17 protein-coding genes are annotated in these 19,212 nt (G+C 64.5%); 7 read left to right on the top strand and 10 right to left on the bottom strand.

Annotation, left to right across the window (positions count from 1 at the left end; genetic code table 11):
* Positions 1-25 precede the first annotated feature (25 nt).
* Complete coding sequence (locus RAB70_RS00210; RefSeq protein ID WP_148827323.1) at positions 26-1,594, top strand: hypothetical protein; 1,569 nt, start codon at positions 26-28, stop codon at positions 1,592-1,594.
* 81 nt (positions 1,595-1,675) lie between these two features.
* On the opposite strand, the gene RAB70_RS00205 is transcribed toward RAB70_RS00210, so the two are convergent.
* From RAB70_RS00205 to RAB70_RS00180, 6 genes are all read right to left on the bottom strand, one after another.
* The gene (locus tag RAB70_RS00205) at positions 1,676-2,068 is read right to left on the bottom strand and encodes a GtrA family protein (protein ID WP_170268134.1); all 393 of its coding nucleotides are present in this window, start codon (positions 2,066-2,068) and stop codon (positions 1,676-1,678) included.
* Positions 2,069-2,088: 20 nt separating this feature from the next.
* On the bottom strand, positions 2,089-2,823 hold the full coding sequence (locus tag RAB70_RS00200) for an SDR family oxidoreductase (protein WP_148827319.1): 735 nt from the start codon (positions 2,821-2,823) through the stop codon (positions 2,089-2,091).
* Positions 2,823-4,127, bottom strand: a complete 1,305-nt coding sequence (locus tag RAB70_RS00195; protein WP_148827317.1) for an FAD-binding oxidoreductase — start codon at positions 4,125-4,127, stop codon at positions 2,823-2,825. The genes RAB70_RS00200 and RAB70_RS00195 overlap by 1 nt, the downstream gene beginning before the upstream one ends.
* Positions 4,124-5,542, bottom strand: a complete 1,419-nt coding sequence (locus RAB70_RS00190; RefSeq protein WP_223875570.1) for a UbiA family prenyltransferase — start codon at positions 5,540-5,542, stop codon at positions 4,124-4,126. Before RAB70_RS00190 ends, RAB70_RS00195 begins: the two co-directional genes overlap by 4 nt.
* Before the next feature lie 122 nt (positions 5,543-5,664).
* Entirely contained in the window at positions 5,665-6,603 is a 939-nt protein-coding gene (locus RAB70_RS00185; RefSeq protein ID WP_148827312.1) for an electron transfer flavoprotein subunit alpha/FixB family protein, read from the bottom strand.
* Positions 6,603-7,349, bottom strand: coding sequence for an electron transfer flavoprotein subunit beta/FixA family protein (locus tag RAB70_RS00180; protein WP_010340209.1), 747 nt, complete (start codon positions 7,347-7,349; stop codon positions 6,603-6,605). The genes RAB70_RS00185 and RAB70_RS00180 overlap by 1 nt, the downstream gene beginning before the upstream one ends.
* 237 nt (positions 7,350-7,586) lie before the next feature.
* On the opposite strand from RAB70_RS00180, the gene rfbB reads away from it, so the two are divergent.
* The 4 genes from rfbB to rfbD all read left to right on the top strand — a co-directional run bounded on the left by rfbB (position 7,587) and on the right by rfbD (position 11,056).
* A complete protein-coding gene (rfbB, locus tag RAB70_RS00175; RefSeq protein ID WP_148827310.1) occupies positions 7,587-8,642 on the top strand; it encodes a dTDP-glucose 4,6-dehydratase in 1,056 nt (351 codons plus the stop codon).
* Between the two features lie 61 nt (positions 8,643-8,703).
* The gene (rfbA, locus tag RAB70_RS00170) at positions 8,704-9,591 is read left to right on the top strand and encodes a glucose-1-phosphate thymidylyltransferase RfbA (protein WP_148827308.1); all 888 of its coding nucleotides are present in this window, start codon (positions 8,704-8,706) and stop codon (positions 9,589-9,591) included.
* On the top strand, positions 9,588-10,145 hold the full coding sequence (rfbC, locus tag RAB70_RS00165) for a dTDP-4-dehydrorhamnose 3,5-epimerase (RefSeq protein WP_043093295.1): 558 nt from the start codon (positions 9,588-9,590) through the stop codon (positions 10,143-10,145). Before rfbA ends, rfbC begins: the two co-directional genes overlap by 4 nt.
* Positions 10,142-11,056, top strand: a complete 915-nt coding sequence (gene rfbD / locus RAB70_RS00160; RefSeq protein ID WP_148827306.1) for a dTDP-4-dehydrorhamnose reductase — start codon at positions 10,142-10,144, stop codon at positions 11,054-11,056. The genes rfbC and rfbD overlap by 4 nt, the downstream gene beginning before the upstream one ends.
* 83 nt (positions 11,057-11,139) lie before the next feature.
* On the opposite strand, the gene RAB70_RS00155 is transcribed toward rfbD, so the two are convergent.
* Both RAB70_RS00155 and RAB70_RS00150 read right to left on the bottom strand, forming a co-directional pair.
* Entirely contained in the window at positions 11,140-12,543 is a 1,404-nt protein-coding gene (locus RAB70_RS00155; protein ID WP_148827304.1) for a mannose-1-phosphate guanylyltransferase/mannose-6-phosphate isomerase, read from the bottom strand.
* Positions 12,544-12,587: 44 nt separating this feature from the next.
* Positions 12,588-13,934, bottom strand: coding sequence for a phosphomannomutase (locus RAB70_RS00150; RefSeq protein ID WP_148827302.1), 1,347 nt, complete (start codon positions 13,932-13,934; stop codon positions 12,588-12,590).
* A 133-nt stretch (positions 13,935-14,067) separates the two neighbouring features.
* Here RAB70_RS00150 and RAB70_RS00145 point away from each other — a divergent pair, with 133 nt between their 5' ends.
* Together RAB70_RS00145 and RAB70_RS00140 are read left to right on the top strand one after the other, a co-directional pair.
* On the top strand, positions 14,068-14,805 hold the full coding sequence (locus RAB70_RS00145) for a CoA transferase subunit A (protein ID WP_148827300.1): 738 nt from the start codon (positions 14,068-14,070) through the stop codon (positions 14,803-14,805).
* Between the two features lies 1 nt (position 14,806).
* The gene (locus RAB70_RS00140) at positions 14,807-15,439 is read left to right on the top strand and encodes a CoA transferase subunit B (protein ID WP_148827298.1); all 633 of its coding nucleotides are present in this window, start codon (positions 14,807-14,809) and stop codon (positions 15,437-15,439) included.
* An 18-nt stretch (positions 15,440-15,457) separates the two neighbouring features.
* On the opposite strand, the gene RAB70_RS00135 is transcribed toward RAB70_RS00140, so the two are convergent.
* Both RAB70_RS00135 and RAB70_RS00130 read right to left on the bottom strand, forming a co-directional pair.
* The gene (locus tag RAB70_RS00135; RefSeq protein ID WP_148827296.1) at positions 15,458-17,524 is read right to left on the bottom strand and encodes a glycoside hydrolase family 99-like domain-containing protein; all 2,067 of its coding nucleotides are present in this window, start codon (positions 17,522-17,524) and stop codon (positions 15,458-15,460) included.
* Positions 17,521-19,164 (bottom strand): electron transfer flavoprotein-ubiquinone oxidoreductase, encoded by a 1,644-nt coding sequence (locus tag RAB70_RS00130; protein ID WP_148827294.1) that lies wholly within the window; start codon positions 19,162-19,164, stop codon positions 17,521-17,523. The genes RAB70_RS00135 and RAB70_RS00130 overlap by 4 nt, the downstream gene beginning before the upstream one ends.
* Positions 19,165-19,212: the final 48 nt, after the last annotated feature.

Below are 19,212 nucleotides of genomic sequence, written 5' to 3'. Positions count from 1 at the left end.
AGGGGATTTCACTGTCGAGAGGGGCTTGGATATACTGATCGCTTTTTTGGCGATATTGATAGCGTTAGCGCCCTCTGCTCAATTAGTTTATGCATTGCGTCACGTGGGAATGCAAGAGGATGCGATGATTGGTCTGAGGCACCTTCGCAATATGCTGGAGGGGCATGGTCTTGTCTACAATGTGGGCTACTCAGCGCTCGGGGTCACAGATCCGCTGTTTTGGCTGGCTTCCAGCGTCATAGTCAAGCCGCTGATGGTGTTGACTGGAGGTCAGGATGTTCTGGCACTTCACTACTTGGCATGTGTAATCTTCAACGTAGCCGCAATGGTGATCCTGGTGTATCGGGCGCCACGGCATACGCGCACATTGACGGCTGTCGTTCTCGCCGTGTGTTCCGTCTTCTTCTTTTGGCCATTACGCTTTCTGTATCTTGGGCTAGAAGGTTCTTTCTTGCTGCTCTCTGTTGCGGTTTTAGCCTGGATGGCTGGGGCCTTGAGTCAGGCAAGGTCATACTTGATGGCGGGTATCGCTGCAGTTCTTGCCTGGAACAGACCTGAGATCGCCGTTGTCGCGTTCTTGAGCGTTGTGCCCTATCTCCTGTTGCAGCGCGGCCGGCGGCAGGTGCTACGCGACGTCGCTGCGTATGCAGTTGGCGTGGCGACGGTGCCCATTTTGTTTTGGATGATTTCAGGGCGATTGGTGCCTGGAACGGTTGCTGCTAAGGCCTACTTTGGAGCTCCTTCTAGCCCCCTCACCTTTGATGCAATCGTGAATCGGTTCGACTATCTGGATGCCTTTATCGGGATGGGTGCTGGGGTCAGCGTGGCGTTGCTCAGTCTTGTCGGCATAATCGCGCTCGCCGATGCGTTTATATTTTTCAAGCAAGGGCGGAACAGCGTGCCTTGGCGCAGTGGCGTTTATTCGCTGTTCGTGGCTGGTTATAGTTGCTTTATTCTCTTGATCCCATCTTTGTGGGAATGGTACGTTAGTTTCTGGCTGGCATTCGTGCTCGTGTTGCTTTCCCGTCTGGTGGTGACGGCGATACTTTGGATGCGCGCAGAGGACGTCGGTGCGGCCCGACGAACTACGGTATTTGCCTTCTGCGTACTTGCGCTGTGCTGGCTAGCTGTTCCGCGTACCGAGGCAAAACGTGCCGAGATTATCTCCTGGATCCAGCAGGACGCGGGTTTCCGTGGGCGACTGTCGCATGAGCTGAATGATCGCTGGCATGCAAAGTCCGTCTGGATGGAAGCCGCTGGCTGGCAGGGTTACTTCAATGATGCGCACGTCTTTGATGAGGTTGGGCTAGTGGATGAAAGCGCTCTGGCCCGTGCGCATGATTATGGCTGCCGGTATTTCGTGCGTTCTCTGCAGGATCTAAAGCCGCAGTTCGTAATCAAGCGACGCTTCGAGGTGGAGAAAAATACGATGGTGACTCCCCCCAAAAGTTGCCCTGGCGCCCCGTTGTTCTCAACGCGGGAGGATAGGGCGTGGTTCTTCGACAACTACGACCGCGTAGAGACGTACGAGACTCCATCGCCGGGTTACTTTGGTGAATACTCAGTGCTTGATCTCTATCGTCTAAAGCGCTGATCGCGTACCTTTATGGCTCTGCTTGCGGCGAAGACAATCTCTTCGCCGTCGGCAGACTTGGGCCAGTCGCCGTGGGTTAGTTTAATGGCGGGATCTGTCGTTGTTGAATACGAATTTCTTGTCCAGCCAGTATTTCAGTGTGTAGCCAAAGCAAAGGCCAATCACGCCGCCGACGTATCTCATTGCATCAGATTTGAATGCGACCTGGAAGAGTGCTTCTGTTCCCCAGAATATAATGGTGGTGATCAGGCCCATAGCGAGATAGAGAACGAACGTGGTCGCTTCTGCGCCAAGATCTTCGCTCTTGTGGGAGAATATAAAGTACTTATCCAGTAGGTACTTGCTGATGAGGCCTGTGGCAGTGCCTGCACACATGGAAAGAGGTAAATAGTAGGGGCCCCGATACAGGTAGACGCAGAGCGCCTGTGTGCCAATGTTTGCCAGTATCGATATTGCAGCAAAACCGGCATACATGCCGACTAACTTTAAGTGCCTCACAGTTTGATTCTGCGAAAAACGGTTTCTGGGATGTGGGTGATAACGGCCATGATGAGACGCCAGAAGCCCGGGAGGTAAGCGACGGAGCGTTTCCTGTCTATGCTGCGTAGGATGCCGCGGGCTACGCGATCCGGTGTCGCCCAGAGCGCACCCTTTTTGAACTGAGCTGTCATCGGCGTGTCGACAAAGCCGGGTTTTATTGTCAGCACATTGATGCCCTTGCTGCGAAGTTGTTGACCTAGACCACTCAGAAAGGTGGTAACGGCTGCCTTTGCGCTGCCGTATAAATAGTTGCTGGAACGGCCTCGATCACCGGCCACTGAGGAAATGACTGCTAGCGTTGATCCCGACGTTAGCTTTTGTGCCAATCGAATTGATAACGCAATAGCGGATGTTCCGTTAGTCGAGAATTCGTGAAGCGCGTACTCGACTGAAGCGGTGCAATCTGCCTGGTCCGGCAGCGTTCCGTGCGCGATGAGTGCGACATCGATCGCGCCGTCCAATGCCTGGCTTGCTGCATCTAGACAAGTGGCGTGGTCTTCTAAACGATTGACATCGAGGATGTGCACGGTGACGGCTGGCGCTCCACGCGCCAGTAGATCCTGCGAAGTCGCTTCCAGTCGTTGAACATTGCGTCCAACTAGAGCAAGCATGGCTCCACGCTGCGCATAGCGCCTGGCGACAGCCTCGGCGATCGCGGATGTGGCGCCGATGATTAGAACCCGTTGCATTAAACCTCCGTTACGCGACGCCATAAGCCAGAAGAAAGTTGTGGATCGACATATCGCTGAAACTGCTGCCACGCCGGGAAGCCGCTTTTGAAAATCTCTGCCGACATGCGCGCGTCTTTCGCTGGATAGATTGCTCCTCCGGCATGTGCCACGACTCTGTCAAGTCGATCGAGCAAGCGGAATACGTCTTGTCCAGTATTAGGGAAATCGAGCGCAAGTGTCGTTCCAGGGCGCGGAAAAGATAGCAGCCCTAGAGACGGTATGTTTCCAAACTCCTTGAGAACAGCGAGGAAGGAGCCGCTACCGCTATGTGAGATTTCAGTCAGTAGCGCAGAAACGGCATCGCGTGCTGTTTCCGAGGGTAGCGCGCACTGGTGCTGTAGAAACCCCTTGGGGCCATACATGCGATTCCAGTTCGCGATGCCGTCCAGTGGGTAGAAATAGCTGCGATAGTGCGCAGAGTATCGCTTTCTAATGGATGGTTGGCGCCAATAGTAAGCTGTATTAAAGGCTCCCAAGGTCAAGCTATTGACCATGGAAAAGGGGGGGGTGAGCGGCATGTTGCGTTGGCCTTGCCTTGGCTCTGAACGCCGGTCGCCAGGGGCGTGATCGCTACGCAGGAAGTGCCCGCGACCCATTTGTTTGCCCTTGGCGAGACAGTCGATCCAGGCAACGGTGTATTCGTATCCGCTGGAAGAAGCCTGCGACAATGCGAAGAACTCATCCAGGTTCTGAAAGCGAATGCACTCGGTTTCCAGCCATGGACCCGGCACTCGGCGCAGTCGCAGTTCAGCCCATAGAATGATGCCTGTGAGACCGAGCCCTCCCACGGATGCCTCAAACAGCCCGCTGGGGTGACCGGCTTGCAATAGATGGCGACTTCCGTCGGTTCGCAAAAGCTCCATAGCAAGGAGATGATTGCCAAAGCTACCTGCGCGATGATGATTCTTCCCGTGTACGTCGTTAGCGATCGCGCCCCCAACTGTCGCATATCGCGTCCCGGGAGTGACCGGCAGAAACCATCCCTGCGGTAACACAAGACGAATGACCTCATCCAGCGTCACCCCGGCCTCGCAACGAAGAATACCCGTCGCAGGGTCGAATGCGATGAAGCGATCTAGGCCGCGAGTTAGATACAGCGTACCCCCCGGATTGAGGCAACTATCGCCATAGCTTCGGCCATTGCCATGTGGCAGCGCGGCCTCGCGTAGCGCCGGCAGCGGCGTGTTTCTGTCATAAAGGCGGTGCAGACGCTGCTCTACCCGCGGATAACGCCCCCAGGATTGACCCGTAGTATCCGTCATATCGCGAGAAGCGCTACGAGTCCGGCCACAGCGATCACGACTTGGCTAACGCGATCGGTTGCGGCGAATACCACTGGGTCGTCATGCATCTCGCCGCGGTGGGCCACGATCCATGTCCTGCTGGTCCAGTAAAGGAGGACCGGGCACAACAACCAGAGCACTTGCGGATGCCGGTAAAGGGCTACGCTTTGTGGACTATTGATGTAGAGGGCAAGCACTAAGACTGCGCAGTAGCCCGACGCAGCGCCCAGCGATTGGATCAATGAGAGATCGGTGACTGAATAGCCTCGCCCTGCGGCTTGCAACTTGCCGTTGGAGAGGGCTGCAGCCAATTCCGTATAGCGTTTGAGCAAAGCCAGACTGAGGAAAATGAACATCGAAAAGGCGAGGAGCCAGAACGACATGACGGCGTCAATCGCTGCCGTACCTCCGACGATGCGAACCGTGTAAAGGGCCGCCAGGAGTACAACGTCAATCATCACGATTCGCTTGAGCTTGAACGAGTAGGCCAGCGTCATGACGTAATAGCACACGAGAACCACAAGAAAGTCAGAGCTACACCACAGCGCCAAACCAAGACCGGCCATCGTCAATGCCGGAGCGGCCAGCAATCCATGCAGTAGAGGAAGTGAGCCTGCCGCAAAAGGGCGCTTGCGCTTGCGCTCGTGCAAGCGATCAGGAGTGAGGTCCAGCAGGTCATTCAGCAGATAGACGCCGGATGCGCACAAGCTGAATGCCAGAAACGCGAGCCCAGCATCGATTAGTGCCTTCCCGTTAAGGAATTGATGCGCTGTCAGCAACGGCACAAAGACCAGCAGGTTCTTCAACCATTGATGCAACCGGAACGCTTTGATCCAAGCGCCGAGCCCGCCATTTCGAGCGGGAAGATGTGTTTCGACTTGGGTGACGCGCGCGGCCTTGTCTGCCAGCGAAGAACCGGCGTTAACAACGATCGCTCGAGCGGAATGCTTCCAGACATCCAGATCAACGCGTCCGTTTGCAACATAGTCGAACCCTTTCTCGCCGTAGCGAGCCACTAGGGCTTCCGCTTTACGCTGTCCGGCTAGGTTGATGTCGCCGTCACTTGCAATGACGTCTTCAAACAGTCCTAGATGATCGGCGATAGGTGCCACCAACAACCGGTCGGATGCGGTGCAGAGCACGCGCGGCCGCTGCTGCGTGGTCCGCAAAATTTCTATCACGCGCTCGTCGTAGGGAAGAGTTTCAGGCGCTAGACTGACCCGCGACGCAAGCTCGCGCTTTACTGCTGCCTTGCCGCGAAGCAGCCAGAATGGAACTAGCAGCGCGTATAAGGGATTGCGCGCCAGCAGCGACAAAAGGGATTCGTAAAGAACATCAGAACGAAGCAGCGTGCCATCGAGGTCTACGCAAAGGGCCCGCTTTTCTAGTGTCACGAGTTGGCTATCCTGATTGTTTGCCGTCAGTGCTGACGGTGGGCGCAAGGCAGGATGCATTATAGAACGCTGGCGGCAGAGCCGCCGCCCACTAAAAGGGCGGCGGTTGCAGTCGAGCTTGATCAGAGCGCCTTTTCCAGCTCCGGCAGCACCGTGAACAGGTCGCCGACCAGGCCGATGTCGGCGATCTCGAAGATCGGCGATTCCGGGTCCTTGTTGATCGCGACGATGGTGCCGGCGTCCTTGATGCCGGTCAGGTGCTGGATGGCGCCGGAAATGCCGACCGCCACGTACAGCTCCGGCGCGATGATCTTGCCGGTCTGGCCAACCTGCAGCTCATTGGGCACGTAGCCGGCGTCGACCGCCGCGCGCGAGGCGCCGACCGCTGCGCTCAGCTTGTCGGCGAGCTGGTAGACGATCTGGAAGTTCTCCGCCGAGCCGACGCCGCGGCCGCCGGAGACCACGCGCTTGGCGCTCTGCAGGTCGGGGCGATCGGACTTGCCGGCGGCGAGACCGACGAAGCGGGTGTGGCTCGGCAGCGCCGCGTCCACGCTGGCCGCTTCGACCGCCGCGCTGCCGCCCTGCGCCGCTTCCGGCCAGGAGGCGCTGCGCACGGTGGCGACCACGATCTGGTCGGACGGCGCCTGCACGCTGATGATGGCGTTGCCGGCGTAGATCGGGCGCTTGAACGCGTAGTCGCCGTCCACGGCCATCAGGTCGGAGATCTGGTTGACGCCGAGCAGGGCCGCCACCACCGGCATCAGGTCCTTGCCGAACGTGGTGGAGGGGCCGAACACGTGGGTGTAGCCCGCCGCCAGGGCGGCGATCTGCGGGCCCAGCACCTGCGCGATGGCGTGTTCGTTGGCAGGATTGGCGACAGTCAGGACACGGGCGACGCCGGCGATCTGCGCGGCCTGGGCGGCCACCGCGGCCGGATCGGCGGCCAGCACGACGATGTCGATGGCCTCGGCCGACAGCGCCTGCGCGGCGCTGACGCACTTGGCGGTGGCGGCGTTGAGCTGCCCGTTGAGATGTTCGGCGACGACGAGGATCTTGGCCATTACAGCAACCCCTTCTGCTTGAGTGCGGCCACCAGTTCGGCGGCATCCTTGACCATCACGCCGCGGCTGCGCTTGGCCGGCGGGGCGTAGTGGGTGGTGGTGAGGCTGTCGTTGGCCTCCACGCCCAGGTCGGCGAAGGCCAGCGTCTGCAGCGGCTTGCTCTTGGCCTTCATGATGTCCGGCAGCTTGATGAAGCGCGGCTCGTTCAGGCGCAGGTCGGTGGTGACCACCGCCGGCAGGTCCACTTCCAGGGTCTCCAGGCCGGCGTCGACCTCGCGGGTCACCGTGGCCTTGCCGTCGGCCACCACCAGCTTGCCGGCGAAGGTCGCCTGCGGCCGGCCCCACAGCGTGGCCAGCATCTGCCCGGTCTGGTTGGCGTCGTCGTCGATCGCCTGCTTGCCGAGGATCACCAGGTCCGGCTGCTCCTGCTCGACCAGCTTGAGCAGGGTGCGCGCGGCGGTCAGCGGCTGGATCGCCGCGTCGGCGACCACGTGGATGGCGCGGTTGGCGCCCATCGCCAGGCCGTTGCGCAGGTGCGCGGCGGCATCGGCCGGGGCGATGGTGGCGACCACCACCTCGCTGGCGATGCCGGCGTCGCGCAGGCGCAGCGCCTCTTCCAGGGCGATTTCGTCGAACGGGTTGGCGGAGAGCTTGACGCCCTCGGTGACCACGCCGGAGCCGTCCGGCTTGACCTGGATGCGGACGTTGTAGTCCACCACGCGCTTGTAGGCGACGAGGATTTTCATCGTGTACGAGATCCTTCAGCAGTGCGGGAAGGCCCGGCCGCGGCGGCTGGCACGGGGCAGTCGGAGGATTCTAACCGGGCGCGGGGGACCATGCGAGGGCGTATGGTCGAGGTCCGATCGGCGGACTGAACGGCGCCCGTTGCGTAGGCGCGTCGTACGGCCTCCTGAGCGTTATCCTTACCGGTTGCGCTCCAGCGATTCGGTGTGGCGCGCCTGCCAAGACACAGGAGAAAGGCATTGGCGACTTGGCTCGTGACCGGCGGCGCCGGTTTCATCGGCGGTAATTTCGTGCTCGAGGCAGTGGCGCGCGGCATCCGTGTAATCAACCTGGATGCGTTGACCTATGCCGGAAACCTGAACACGCTGGCGTCGCTGGACGGCAACCCTGACCATGTGTTCGTGCACGGGGATATCGGCGACCGCGATCTGGTGTGCCGCCTGCTCGCCGAGTACCAGCCCGACGCCGTGGTCAATTTCGCTGCCGAAAGCCACGTGGACCGCTCGATCGACGGGCCAGGCGCCTTCATCCAGACCAATGTGGTCGGCACCCTCGGCTTGCTGGAGTCGGTGCGCGATCACTGGAAGGCGCTGTCGGACGGCAGCCGCAACGCGTTCCGCTTCCTGCACGTGTCCACCGACGAGGTCTACGGCACGCTCGGCGAGACCGGCAAGTTCAGCGAAACCACGCCGTATGCGCCGAACTCGCCGTATTCGGCGTCCAAGGCCGCGTCCGACCACCTGGTGCGCGCGTTCCACCACACCTACGGTTTGCCGGTGCTGACCACCAACTGCTCCAACAACTACGGCCCGTACCACTTCCCGGAAAAGCTCATTCCGCTGGTGATCGCCAAGGCGCTGGCCGGCGAGCCGCTGCCGGTATACGGCGATGGCAAGCAGGTGCGCGACTGGCTGTTCGTCGGCGATCACTGCGAGGCGATCCGCACCGTGCTGGCCAAGGGCAAGGTGGGCGAGACCTACAACGTCGGCGGCAATGCGGAAAAGCAGAACATCGAGGTGGTGCAGGCGATCTGCGCGCTGCTGGACGCGCGGCGTCCGCGCGAAGACGGCAAGCCGCGCGCCAGCCAGATCACCTATGTCGCCGACCGGCCTGGGCACGACCGACGCTACGCGATCGACGCGTCCAAGCTGAAGAATGAACTGGGCTGGGAGCCCCAGTACACCTTCGAACAGGGCATTGCGCTCACCGTGGACTGGTACCTGAGCCACCAGGACTGGGTGCGGGGCGTGCTCGACGGCAGCTATCGGCTGGAACGCATGGGCGCGTTGCAATGATGCCGTTGCCGTTCGATCCTCATGTCCGCTGCGCGAAGCAGCGTTTCGACAGAATCTGACCATGACCCAACGTAAGGGCATCATCCTCGCCGGAGGGTCCGGCACCAGGCTGTATCCGATCACCCAGGCGGTCAGCAAGCAATTGCTGCCCGTCTACGATAAGCCGATGATCTACTACCCGCTCAGCGTGCTGATGCTCGCGGGCATTCGTCAGGTGCTGGTGATCAATACGCCCCACGAGCAGGCGCTGTTCCGCAGGCTGCTGGGAGACGGGGCGCAGTGGGGCATGGAGATCCAGTACGCGGTGCAACCCAGCCCCGATGGATTGGCGCAGGCTTATCTGATCGGACGCGATTTCGTCGACGAAAAGCCAAGCTGTCTGGTGTTGGGCGACAACATCTTCCACGGCCATGGGTTGACCGAGACCTTGCGTCGCGCCGATGCCCGCATGCACGGCGCGACCGTGTTCGGCTACTGGGTGAACGATCCACAGCGTTATGGCGTGGCGGAGTTCGACCAGTCCGGCAAGGTGATCGATATCGAGGAAAAGCCGGCGTCGCCGCGGTCCAACTATGCGGTGACGGGCCTGTATTTCTACGACGGCGATGCCAGTCGCCATGCCGCAGCGCTGACGCCCTCCGCCCGTGGCGAGTTGGAGATCACCGACCTCAATCGGCGCTATCTCCAGGAAGGGCAGTTGCACTTGGAAGCCTTGGGGCGCGGCTATGCGTGGCTGGATACCGGTACGCATCAATCGTTGCACGAAGCCTCCAATTTCATCGAGACCATCCAGGCGCGCCAAGGGCTGCAAGTCTGCTGCCCGGAGGAGATCGCGTTCCTGCAGGGATGGATCGACGCCGAACAATTGCAACGTTTGGCGCTTCCAATGGTCAAGAACAGCTATGGCCTGTATTTGCAGGCGCTGGCAAAACGAGGAAAGCTTCTTTGAACCTGATCGAGACCGCGATACCCGGCTGTGCTGTCATCGAACCCAGGGTGTTCGGCGACGCGCGCGGCCATTTCTTCGAAAGCTGGAACGCCGAGCGGTTTGCGCAGGCCGGTTTGCCGGCCGCGTTCTTGCAGAGCAACGTTTCAGTCTCTTCCAAGGGCGTGCTGCGTGGCTTGCACTATCAGTGGCCGCGGCCGCAGGGCAAGCTGGTCAGCGTCCTGGAGGGCGAGGTCTATGACGTCGCCGTGGACATACGCCGCGGTTCGCCTTACTTCGGTCGCTGGGTTGCCGCCATCTTGAGCGCGGAGAACCACAAGCAATTCTGGATCCCGGAGGGCTTCGCCCATGGGTTCGCGGTGCTGTCGGAGCGCGCGGTGTTCAGCTATCTCTGTACCGATGTCTACGTCCAGGAAGCGGATGCCTCGGTGCGCTGGGATGACGCCGATATTGCGGTGGACTGGCCGCTCAATGCGCCGTTGCTGTCGGCCAAGGACGAAAAGGCGCCATTTTTGAAGGACATCGCGGAGGATCGTCTGCCGGTCTACCAGCCATGAGCGTGCTGGTCTTCGGCGGCAACGGCCAGGTCGGGCAGGAACTGCTGCCGGCGCTGGCCGGGCAGGGCCCGGTGGTCGCGACCACGCGCAGCGGCCAGTTGCCCGACGGCAGCGCCTGCGAGCGCGCCGATTTCGACCAGCCGCAGACCCTGGGCGAACTGCTGGACCGGCTGCGGCCGACGGCGGTGGTCAATGCCGCGGCCTACACCGCGGTCGATCGTGCCGAGCAGGACGCCGAAGCGGCGCACCGTGCCAATGCCGAGTCGCCGGCGGCGATCGCCGCCTGGTGCGCGGCGCATGGCGTGCCGCTGGTGCATTACTCCACCGATTACGTGTTCGACGGGCAGGGCACGCAACCCTATCCCGAAGATGCGCCCACCGCGCCGCTGGGCGTGTACGGCGCCACCAAGCTGGCCGGCGAGGAGGCGATCCGCGCCTCCGGTGCGCAGCACCTGATCTTCCGCACCGCCTGGGTCTACGCCGCGCACGGCCACAATTTCCTGCGCACCATGTTGCGGGTCGGCGCCGACCGCGACGAACTCAAGGTGGTCGCCGACCAGGTCGGCACGCCGACGCCGGCGGCGCTGATCGCCGATGTCGCCGCGCGCGTGCTGGCACAGCGCGCGACGCTGCCGTCCGGCACCTGGCATCTGACCGCGGCCGGCGAGACCACCTGGCACGGTTTCGCCGAGGCGATCTTCGCCGAGGCGGTGGCCGCGGGCCTGTTGCCGCGTGCGCCGCGGGTGTTGCCGATCACCACCGCGGAGTATCCGACCCCGGCCAAGCGTCCGGCATATTCGCGTCTGGACGTGTCGCGCCTGCAGCGCGATTTCGCGCTGGAACTGCCACAGTGGCGCGATGGTCTGCGCCAGGTCATCGGCGAACTCGCCGCGGCAGCGCCGGCAGCCTGACCGCCGCACACGTTAAACCACGCAGCCGAAAAACAAAGAGCCGGGCAATGCCCGGCTCTTTGCGTTTGCGGCGTGCGCCGAACTCAGGTGCGACCGTAGGTGTCCTCGAAGCGCACGATGTCGTCCTCGCCGAGGTAGCTGCCCGACTGCACTTCGATCAGCTCCAGCGGCAGCTTGCCCGGGTTCTTCAAACGATGCGTCACGCCGAGCGGGATGTAGGTGCTCTGGTTCTCGGTGAGCAGCAGCACCTCTTCGCCACGCGTGACCTCGGCGGTGCCGCTGACCACGATCCAGTGCTCGGCACGGTGGTGATGCATCTGCAGGCTCAGCGTGGCGCCGGGCTTGACCGTGATGCGCTTGACCTGGAAGCGCTGGCCGTTGTCGATCGAATCGTAGGCGCCCCACGGGCGGTACACCTTGCGGTGCCAGGTGGCTTCGGAACGCCCATCGGCCTTGATCCTGCCGACGATGTCCTTCACTTCCTGGATGCGTTCGCGATGGCCGACCAGTACCGCATCGTCGGTCTCCACCACCACCACGTCCTGCAGGCCCACCATCGCGATCAGGCGCGAGCCGTAGGCGTAGGTGTTGCGGCAATCGATCTCGATCACGTCGCCGTGGTGGGCGTTGCCGTTGGTGTCCTGCGGCGACACGTCCAGCAGCGCCGACCACGAGCCGACATCGCTCCACTTCGCGTCCAGCGGCACCACCACCGCGTCGGCGGTCTTCTCCATCACCGCGTAGTCGATGGAATCGGAGGGGCTGGCGGCGAAGGCCTCCTTGTCCAGACGGGTGAAGTCGGCATCGCGCTTGGCCGATTGCCAGGCCTTGGTGCAGGCATCGGCGATGGCGGGTTGGAACTTGCGCAGTTCTTCCAGATAGCGCGAGGCGCGGAACAGGAACATGCCGCTGTTCCAGTAGTACTCGCCGGAGGCCAGGTAGCTTTTCGCGGTGGCCAGGTCGGGCTTTTCGACGAAGCGCTCGACCGCGTGCGCGCCGTCGCCGGCGGCGGCCTTGATGTAGCCGTAGCCGGTTTCCGGTGCGGTCGGCTTGATCCCGAACGTCACCAGCTTGCCTTGCTCGGCCGCAACGGCGGCCACGCGCACCGCGGCCTGGAAGGCGGCTTCGTCGCCGATCACATGGTCGGAGGGCAGGACCAGCAACAGCGGGTCGGCGCCATCGCGCGCGGCCTCCAGCGCCGCCACGGCGATCGCCGGCGCGGTGTTGCGGCCCTTGGGTTCGAGCAGGATCGCATGTGGCTTCACGCCGATCTGCTGCAACTGCTCGGCCGCGACGAAGCGGTGCTCCTCGTTGGCGACCACGATCGGCGCGTGCGCGGCCACGGGTGCCGCGCGCTGCCAGGTGGCCTGCAGCATGCTCTGCTCGCCGACCAGCGGCAGGAACTGTTTCGGGTACGACTCGCGCGACAGCGGCCACAGCCGCGTGCCGGAACCGCCGGACAGGATGATGGGAAGGACGTCGCTCATGGGCGGGGGAACTCCATAGTGCGTCTAGGGGGAGGGTGGTGGGATCAGCCGCGCAGCAGCTCGGAGATCTCCTGGGTGCGCTGCTCCAGCAGCGCCGCGTCGCCGCGGGTTTCCACGTTCAGGCGCAGCAGCGGTTCGGTGTTGGAACTGCGCAGGTTGAAACGCCAGTCGGCGAATTCGGCGCTGACGCCGTCGGTGTAGTCCAGCGTCGGCGCATGCGAGGCGAAGTGTTCCATCACCCGTGCCACCGCCGCCTTGGCGTCGGCGACCTTGAAGTTGATCTCGCCGCTGCACGGGAATTTCTGCATGCGCGCCTCGACCAGGTCGGCCAGCGAGCCGCCGGACTGCGACACCAGTTCGGCGATCAGCAGCCACGGGATCATGCCCGAGTCGGCGTAGGCGAATTCGCGGAAGTAATGGTGCGCGCTCATTTCGCCGCCGTACACGGCGTTCTCGCTGCGCATCTTCTCCTTGATGAAGGCATGGCCGCTCTTGCACAGCACCGGGATGCCGCCGGCTTCTTCGACCTGTTCGATGGTGTTCCAGGTCAGGCGTGGGTCGTGCACGACCTTGCCGCCCGGCTGCTTGGCCAGGATCGCCTGCGCCAGCAGGCCCACCAGGTAGTAGCCCTCGATGAAGCGGCCGTCGGCGTCGAAGAAGAAGCAGCGGTCGAAGTCGCCGTCCCAGGCGATACCGAAGTCGGCGCCGTGCTGCTTGACCGCGTTGGCGGTGGCGGCGCGGTTCTCCGGCAGCAGCGGGTTGGGAATGCCGTTGGGGAAGTGACCGTCCGGTTCGTGGAAGACGCGCACGAACTCGAACGGCAGGTGCGGCGCGAGCAGGTCGACGATGGCGCCGGCGCCGCCGTTGCCGGCGTTGACCACCAGCTTCAGCGGCTTGAGCGTGGCGCGGTCGACATAGCTCAGCAGGTGTTCGATGTAAGCGCTCTTGTCCGGGCGGTGGTGCTCGGCGGCGGTCGGCTCGGCGGCCGCCGCGGTGTCGGCGGCGACGGTGTCGCGGATCGCGAACAGGCCGGTGTCGGAGCTGATCGGGCGCGCGTTCTCGCGCACCAGCTTCATGCCGTTGTAGTCCATCGGGTTGTGGCTGGCGGTAACCATCACGCCGCCGGCCGCCTGCAGGTGGTCGGTCTGGAAATACACTTCCTCGGTGCCGCACAGGCCGATGTCGATGACCTCGCGGCCGCTGGCGCGCAGGCCGGCCGACAGTGCGTCCTGCAGCCCCTGGCTGGCCAGGCGCACGTCATGGCCAACCACCACCGGGCCGCTACCCAATTGCCCCGCCAGCGCCACGCCGATGCGGCGGGCCAAGTCCTCGTTCAGTTCGTCGGGTACGCGACCGCGGATGTCGTAGGCCTTGAATGCGGGAAGCGACATGGAAGAGGGTCCTAGTTGGGGGAAACCGGAGTGTAACGTTACGGCGCTTAATCGGCCGTTGCGGCGGTGCGGCGGGGGTCGCAGTCCCCGAACGGCTAAACTAGCCGTCTACATTCCAATGCGGAGCTGGCGAATGGGCGACACCTCTACCCCTGCGGGCGGGCGGCGCGGCAAGCTTTTCCCCGATGCGGCCACGGCGCTGGCCGATGTGGTGGCGGACGGACAGACCCTGGCGGTCGGCGGGTTCGGCCTGTGCGGTATTCCCGAGGCCCTGATCGCGGCCTTGCGCGACAGCGGCGTCAACGGTCTCACCGTGATCTCCAACAACGCCGGCGTCGATGGCTTCGGCCTGGGGCAACTGCTGGCGACGCGGCAGATCCGCAAGATGATTTCGTCCTACGTCGGCGAGAACAAGGAGTTCGAGCGTCAGTACCTGGCCGGCGAACTGGAACTGGAGTTCAACCCGCAGGGCACCCTGGCCGAGCGCCTGCGCGCCGGCGGTGCCGGCATCCCCGCGTTCTTCACCGCCACCGGCTACGGCACGGTGGTGGCCGAGGGCAAGGAGACCCGCGAGTTCGACGGCAAGCACTACGTGCTGGAGACCGCGTTGCGCGCCGACGTGGCCCTGGTCAAGGCATGGAAGGCCGATGCCGCCGGCAACCTGGTGTTCCGCAAGACCGCGCGCAACTTCAACCCGGCCTGCGCGATGGCCGGCAAGCTCTGCATCGCCGAGGTCGAGGACGTCGTGGAGACCGGCAGCCTGGATCCGGACCAGGTGCACCTGCCCGGCATCTACGTCGACCGCATCGTGCACAACCCGCATCCCGAAAAACGCATCGAACAGCGCACCCTGCGCCAGAAGGACGCCTGACATGGCCTGGACCCGCGACGACATGGCGCAGCGCGCCGCCCGCGAACTCACCGACGGCGCTTACGTGAACCTGGGCATCGGCCTGCCGACCCTGGTCGCCAACCACATTCCCGAGGGCGTGGACGTGTGGCTGCAGTCGGAGAACGGCCTGCTCGGCATCGGCCCGTTTCCCAGCGAGGACGAGGTCGACGCCGACCTGATCAACGCCGGCAAGCAGACCGTCACCGCCCGTGCCGGCGCCAGCTACTTCGGCAGCCACGACTCCTTCGCGATGATCCGCGGTGGCCATATCGACCTGGCGATTCTCGGGGCGATGCAAGTGAGCGAGAAGGGCGACCTGGCCAACTGGATGGTGCCCGGCAAGATGGTCAAGGGCATGGGTGGGGCGATGGACCTGGTGGCCGGGGTCAAGCGCGTGGTCGTGCTGATGGAACACGTGGCCAAGGACGGCAGCCACAAGATCCTGCCGGCCTGCGACCTGCCGCTGACCGGCGTCGGCGTGGTCGACCGCATCATCACCGACCTGGCCGTGTTCGACGTCACCGACAGCGGCCTGGTGCTGGTGGAAACCGCCGAGGGCGTGGACGAGGCGGAACTGGCCGCCAAGACCGGCGTGCCGTTCCGACGCGGGTAAGCGCCGGAACAGCTTCCCTCAGCTGCTTCGCTGCGCGTAGGCGTAGTCGGCGGACACTGGTGGCGGCTGGCCGAGCAGGTCGGCCACGGTAGTGACGCGATAGCCGACGCGCTCGGCCAGCGGCGCGACCAGCCGCTCCACCGCATGCGCCAGGGTGGCGTCGAGTTGCCCTTGCTCCGGCTCGAATTCCGACGGGCACAGGCCGCTGTCCAGCAGCGGCCGCAACGCCTGCAGGCGTGCCCAGAACATGCTGCCCGAGATGAACTGCGCCTGCTCCAGGCGCGTATCGCGATGGCCGGTCCGGCGCAGCAGGTAGTCGGCGGCCGCGCGGTTGCCGCCCCAGAAGTCGGCCAGCGGCAGCAGGTGGCCTTCGGGCGCGACCAGGCCGAGCGCAGGTTCCTGCGCGAAGGCCTGCAGCACGCGCGCGGCGCGGTCGGCGCCGGCCAGGCGTTGCAGCAACTCGCTGCGCCAGGCATCGCCGTTGTGCAGATGGGTGCTGCGCTTGGTGTGCAGTTTCAGCACCACGTCCACGCCGTCGCGCAGCAGCCGCTCGGCCGCGTGCAGGAATGGCAGGATGTCGCGGCCGCGGTTCTCCAGCACTATCACCTCGAACGGGAATGCGCACGCTTGCAGGTGCGTGCGCACGGCATCGGCCTGCTCGGGCGAGGTGGTGACCAGCAGGCGCCAGGGCAGGGCGCTCGCGGCGAGCTGCGCCAGCAGTTCCGGCAGCACCTGCGGATACCAGGCGTGGATGATCGCGTGCGGTGTCGTGTCGCGCGCCGGCAGCGGTGCAAGCGCGCGACGGGTGGCGTCGAGATAGGCATGACCCAGTCGCGCATCCGGTTCCAGCACGGCGCCTTCGGCCCACTCGTTCCAGGCGTTGACGAAGACCAGGCGCTGCTCGGCGCGGCGGCCCTGCAGCCGGGTGTGGATCGTGGTGCGCAGCCAGTCCTCGTAGCCGCGCGGCGAGGCATGCAGATAGACGCGGCCGGCACCGGGGCGGCGCGCTTCGTTGTCCCAGCCCGGGTTGACCCCCGGATACAGCAGGTAGTCGGGCAGCGGGCGCGCGGCGATCTCTGCGGCCAGGGCGCGCCAATCCAGCACGGCACCGCTGTAGTTTGGATTGAGCAGGTGCTGATCGGCCGCCAGCGAACGCGGATTGCTCATGTTCGGCGGGAACTCGACCGCCGCGTCGAAACCGATGTCGCGCGGATCCGGCCGCTCGAAGCCCTGCACGTAGGCCAGGTGCAGTTCGCCGATGCCGTGCGCGCGGCACCAGTCGCGCCAACGCGTCGCGGTGGCCTGCGGATCCGGCAGCAGGTGCGGGCGGTACACCAGCAGCATCGGCCGGCCGTCCACGCGCAGGCAGCGCGGATCGCGCAGGTAGTCGGCGACGTGCGCGATGAAGTCCAGGTCGTCCTGCGCGCTGTGCGCCTGTGCCATCAGCACGTCGTCGCCGCGGCCGTCCCAGCGCCGCGACCATTGTTCGTTGGCCCAGCACAGGCAGAACGGCAGTTCCAGCGTGGGATCGTCCAGCCACTGCCGCAGCGGCGTCTCCAGCAGGGTCTTGCCGCCGAACCAGTAGAAGTAGAAGCAGAACGCGCCGACGCCGTACTGCTTCGCGAGCGCCACCTGCTGGCGCATGCTGTCCGGGTTGCGCAGGTCGTAGAAGCCCAGGTCCGCCGGCAGCCGCGGCTGCACGTGTCCCTCGAATTGCGGCAGCGCGCGGGCGACGTTGCGCCATTCGGTGAAACCGGTGCCCCACCAGGCATCGTTCTCCGGGATCGGATGGAACTGCGGCAGGTAGAACGCCACCACGGTGGCCGGCAGCAGTGTCGGCAACGGCGCCTGCTGCGAGGAGACATGGCCGATCGCACGCTCGTCGGCGCGCGCGCGCGCGCGGCGTTCGCCGAACCCACCGCCCACCTGTCCGCGCGGTGGTGGCGGCACCAGGTCCGCATGGCGTTCCAGGAACCGCGCGCGCAGGCGGTCGCGCTGCGCCTGCGACAGCGGCAGGGCGCGGAAGCCGGCACGCAGCGTCAGGAACAGTGCGGTCTTCAGGCGCGCGGGCAGGCCTGCGCTCACAGGTTCTGGTAATTCGGCCCGGAGCCGCCTTCCGGCGTCACCCAGTTGATGATCGCGTAGGGATCCTTGATGTCGCAGGTCTTGCAGTGCACGCAGTTGGCGGCGTTGATCTGCAGGCGCTTGCCGGCCGCGTCGTCGACGATCTCGTACACCGCCGCCGGGCAGAAGCGCGTGCAGGGGTTGCCGTATTCCTCGGTGCAGCGGGTCACGCAGATCTGCGGATCCAGCACGTGCAGGTGCACCGGCTGGTCCTCGTCGTGCTCGGTGGCGGCGAAGTACACGCCCTGCAGGCGGTCGCGCGGCGCCAGCTCGCGCTGCACGTAGTCGCGCTTGGGTTGCTCGTGCTCGCCGAGCCGGTCCAGGCTCTTCCAGTCGGCACCGACCTTCAGCGTCCACGGCGAGGCGCCCTTGACCAGGGTTTCCCAGGCGCCGTTGAGCAGGCCGAACCACAGCCCCTTCTTGAAGCCGGGCTTGATGTTGCGTACCTGACGGAGCTCGGCCATCACTTCGGAGTTGCGCAGGCGCGCGTCGAAGCCGGCCGGGTCCAGCGCGGCACCGGCGGCGAGGTGTTCGGCGGCGAGCATGCCGCTGCGGATCGCCTGGTGGGTACCCTTGATCTTGGGCACGTTGAGCAGGCCGGCGGTGTCGCCGATCAGCAGCGCGCCGGGCATCTCCACCTTCGGCAGCGACTGCCAGCCGCCGCTGGCGATGGCGCGCGCGCCGGCCGAGAGGATGGTGCCGCCTTCCAGCAGCGACTTCATCATCGGGTGGTTCTTCCACTGCTGGAAGGCCTCCCACGGGCGGTATTCGGGGTCGTGGTAGTCCAGGCCGCTGACGTAGCCGAGCGCCACCTGGTTGTTCTCCAGGTGATACAGGAAGCTGCCGCCATAGGTCTTGCTGTCGGCCGGCCAACCGAGGGTGTGCACGATCTTGCCGGGGCTGACCCGGCCTTCGGGCAGCTGCCACAGCTCCTTGATGCCGATCGAGAAGGCTTGCGGATCGTGCCCGGCGTCGAGCGCGAAGCGCGCGATCAGGCGCTTGGTCAGATGCCCGCGCGCGCCTTCGGCCAGCACCGTGACCTTGGCGCGGATGTCGATGCCGGCGGTGTAGCCGGGCTTGTGCGATCCGTCCTTGGCCACGCCCATGTCGCCGATGCGCACGCCCAGCACCGTGCCGTCCTCGGCGTGCAGGGTCTCGGCGGCGGCGAAGCCGGGGTAGATCTCCACGCCCAGCGCCTCGGCCTGCGGCGCCAGCCAGGCGCACATCGCGCCGAGGCTGACGATGAAGTTGCCGTGGTTGCGCATGCCCGGCGGCACCATCGGGAACTTGTGCCCGCCGTCCTTGCTCAGGTACCAGAACTCGTCCTCGGCCGCCGGCACGCAGATCGGCGGCGGGTTGTCGCGCCAGCCCGGCAGCAGCGCATCCAGCGGCGCCGGTTCGATCACCGCGCCGGACAGGATGTGCGCGCCGATGGTGCTGGCTTTCTCGATCACGCAGACCGAGATGTCGGGGTTGAGCTGCTTGAGCCGGATCGCGAACGCCAACCCGGCCGGGCCTGCGCCGACGGTGACGACGTCGTATTCCATGACGTCGCGCTCCACTGGCTGCGGCGCGTTGGCGCCGCCCTCGGTTCCCGTCATCTGCTCCGCTCCCGTTGGCTCGTTCTGGCTGCCTGCATTTTCAGGGTT

Origin of the sequence: Xanthomonas sontii (assembly GCF_040529055.1) — a bacterium.
Classification (GTDB): domain Bacteria; phylum Pseudomonadota; class Gammaproteobacteria; order Xanthomonadales; family Xanthomonadaceae; genus Xanthomonas_A; species Xanthomonas_A sontii.
Note: the sequence above shows the minus strand (reverse complement) of the source record. Positions and strands in the feature narration are given on the sequence as shown.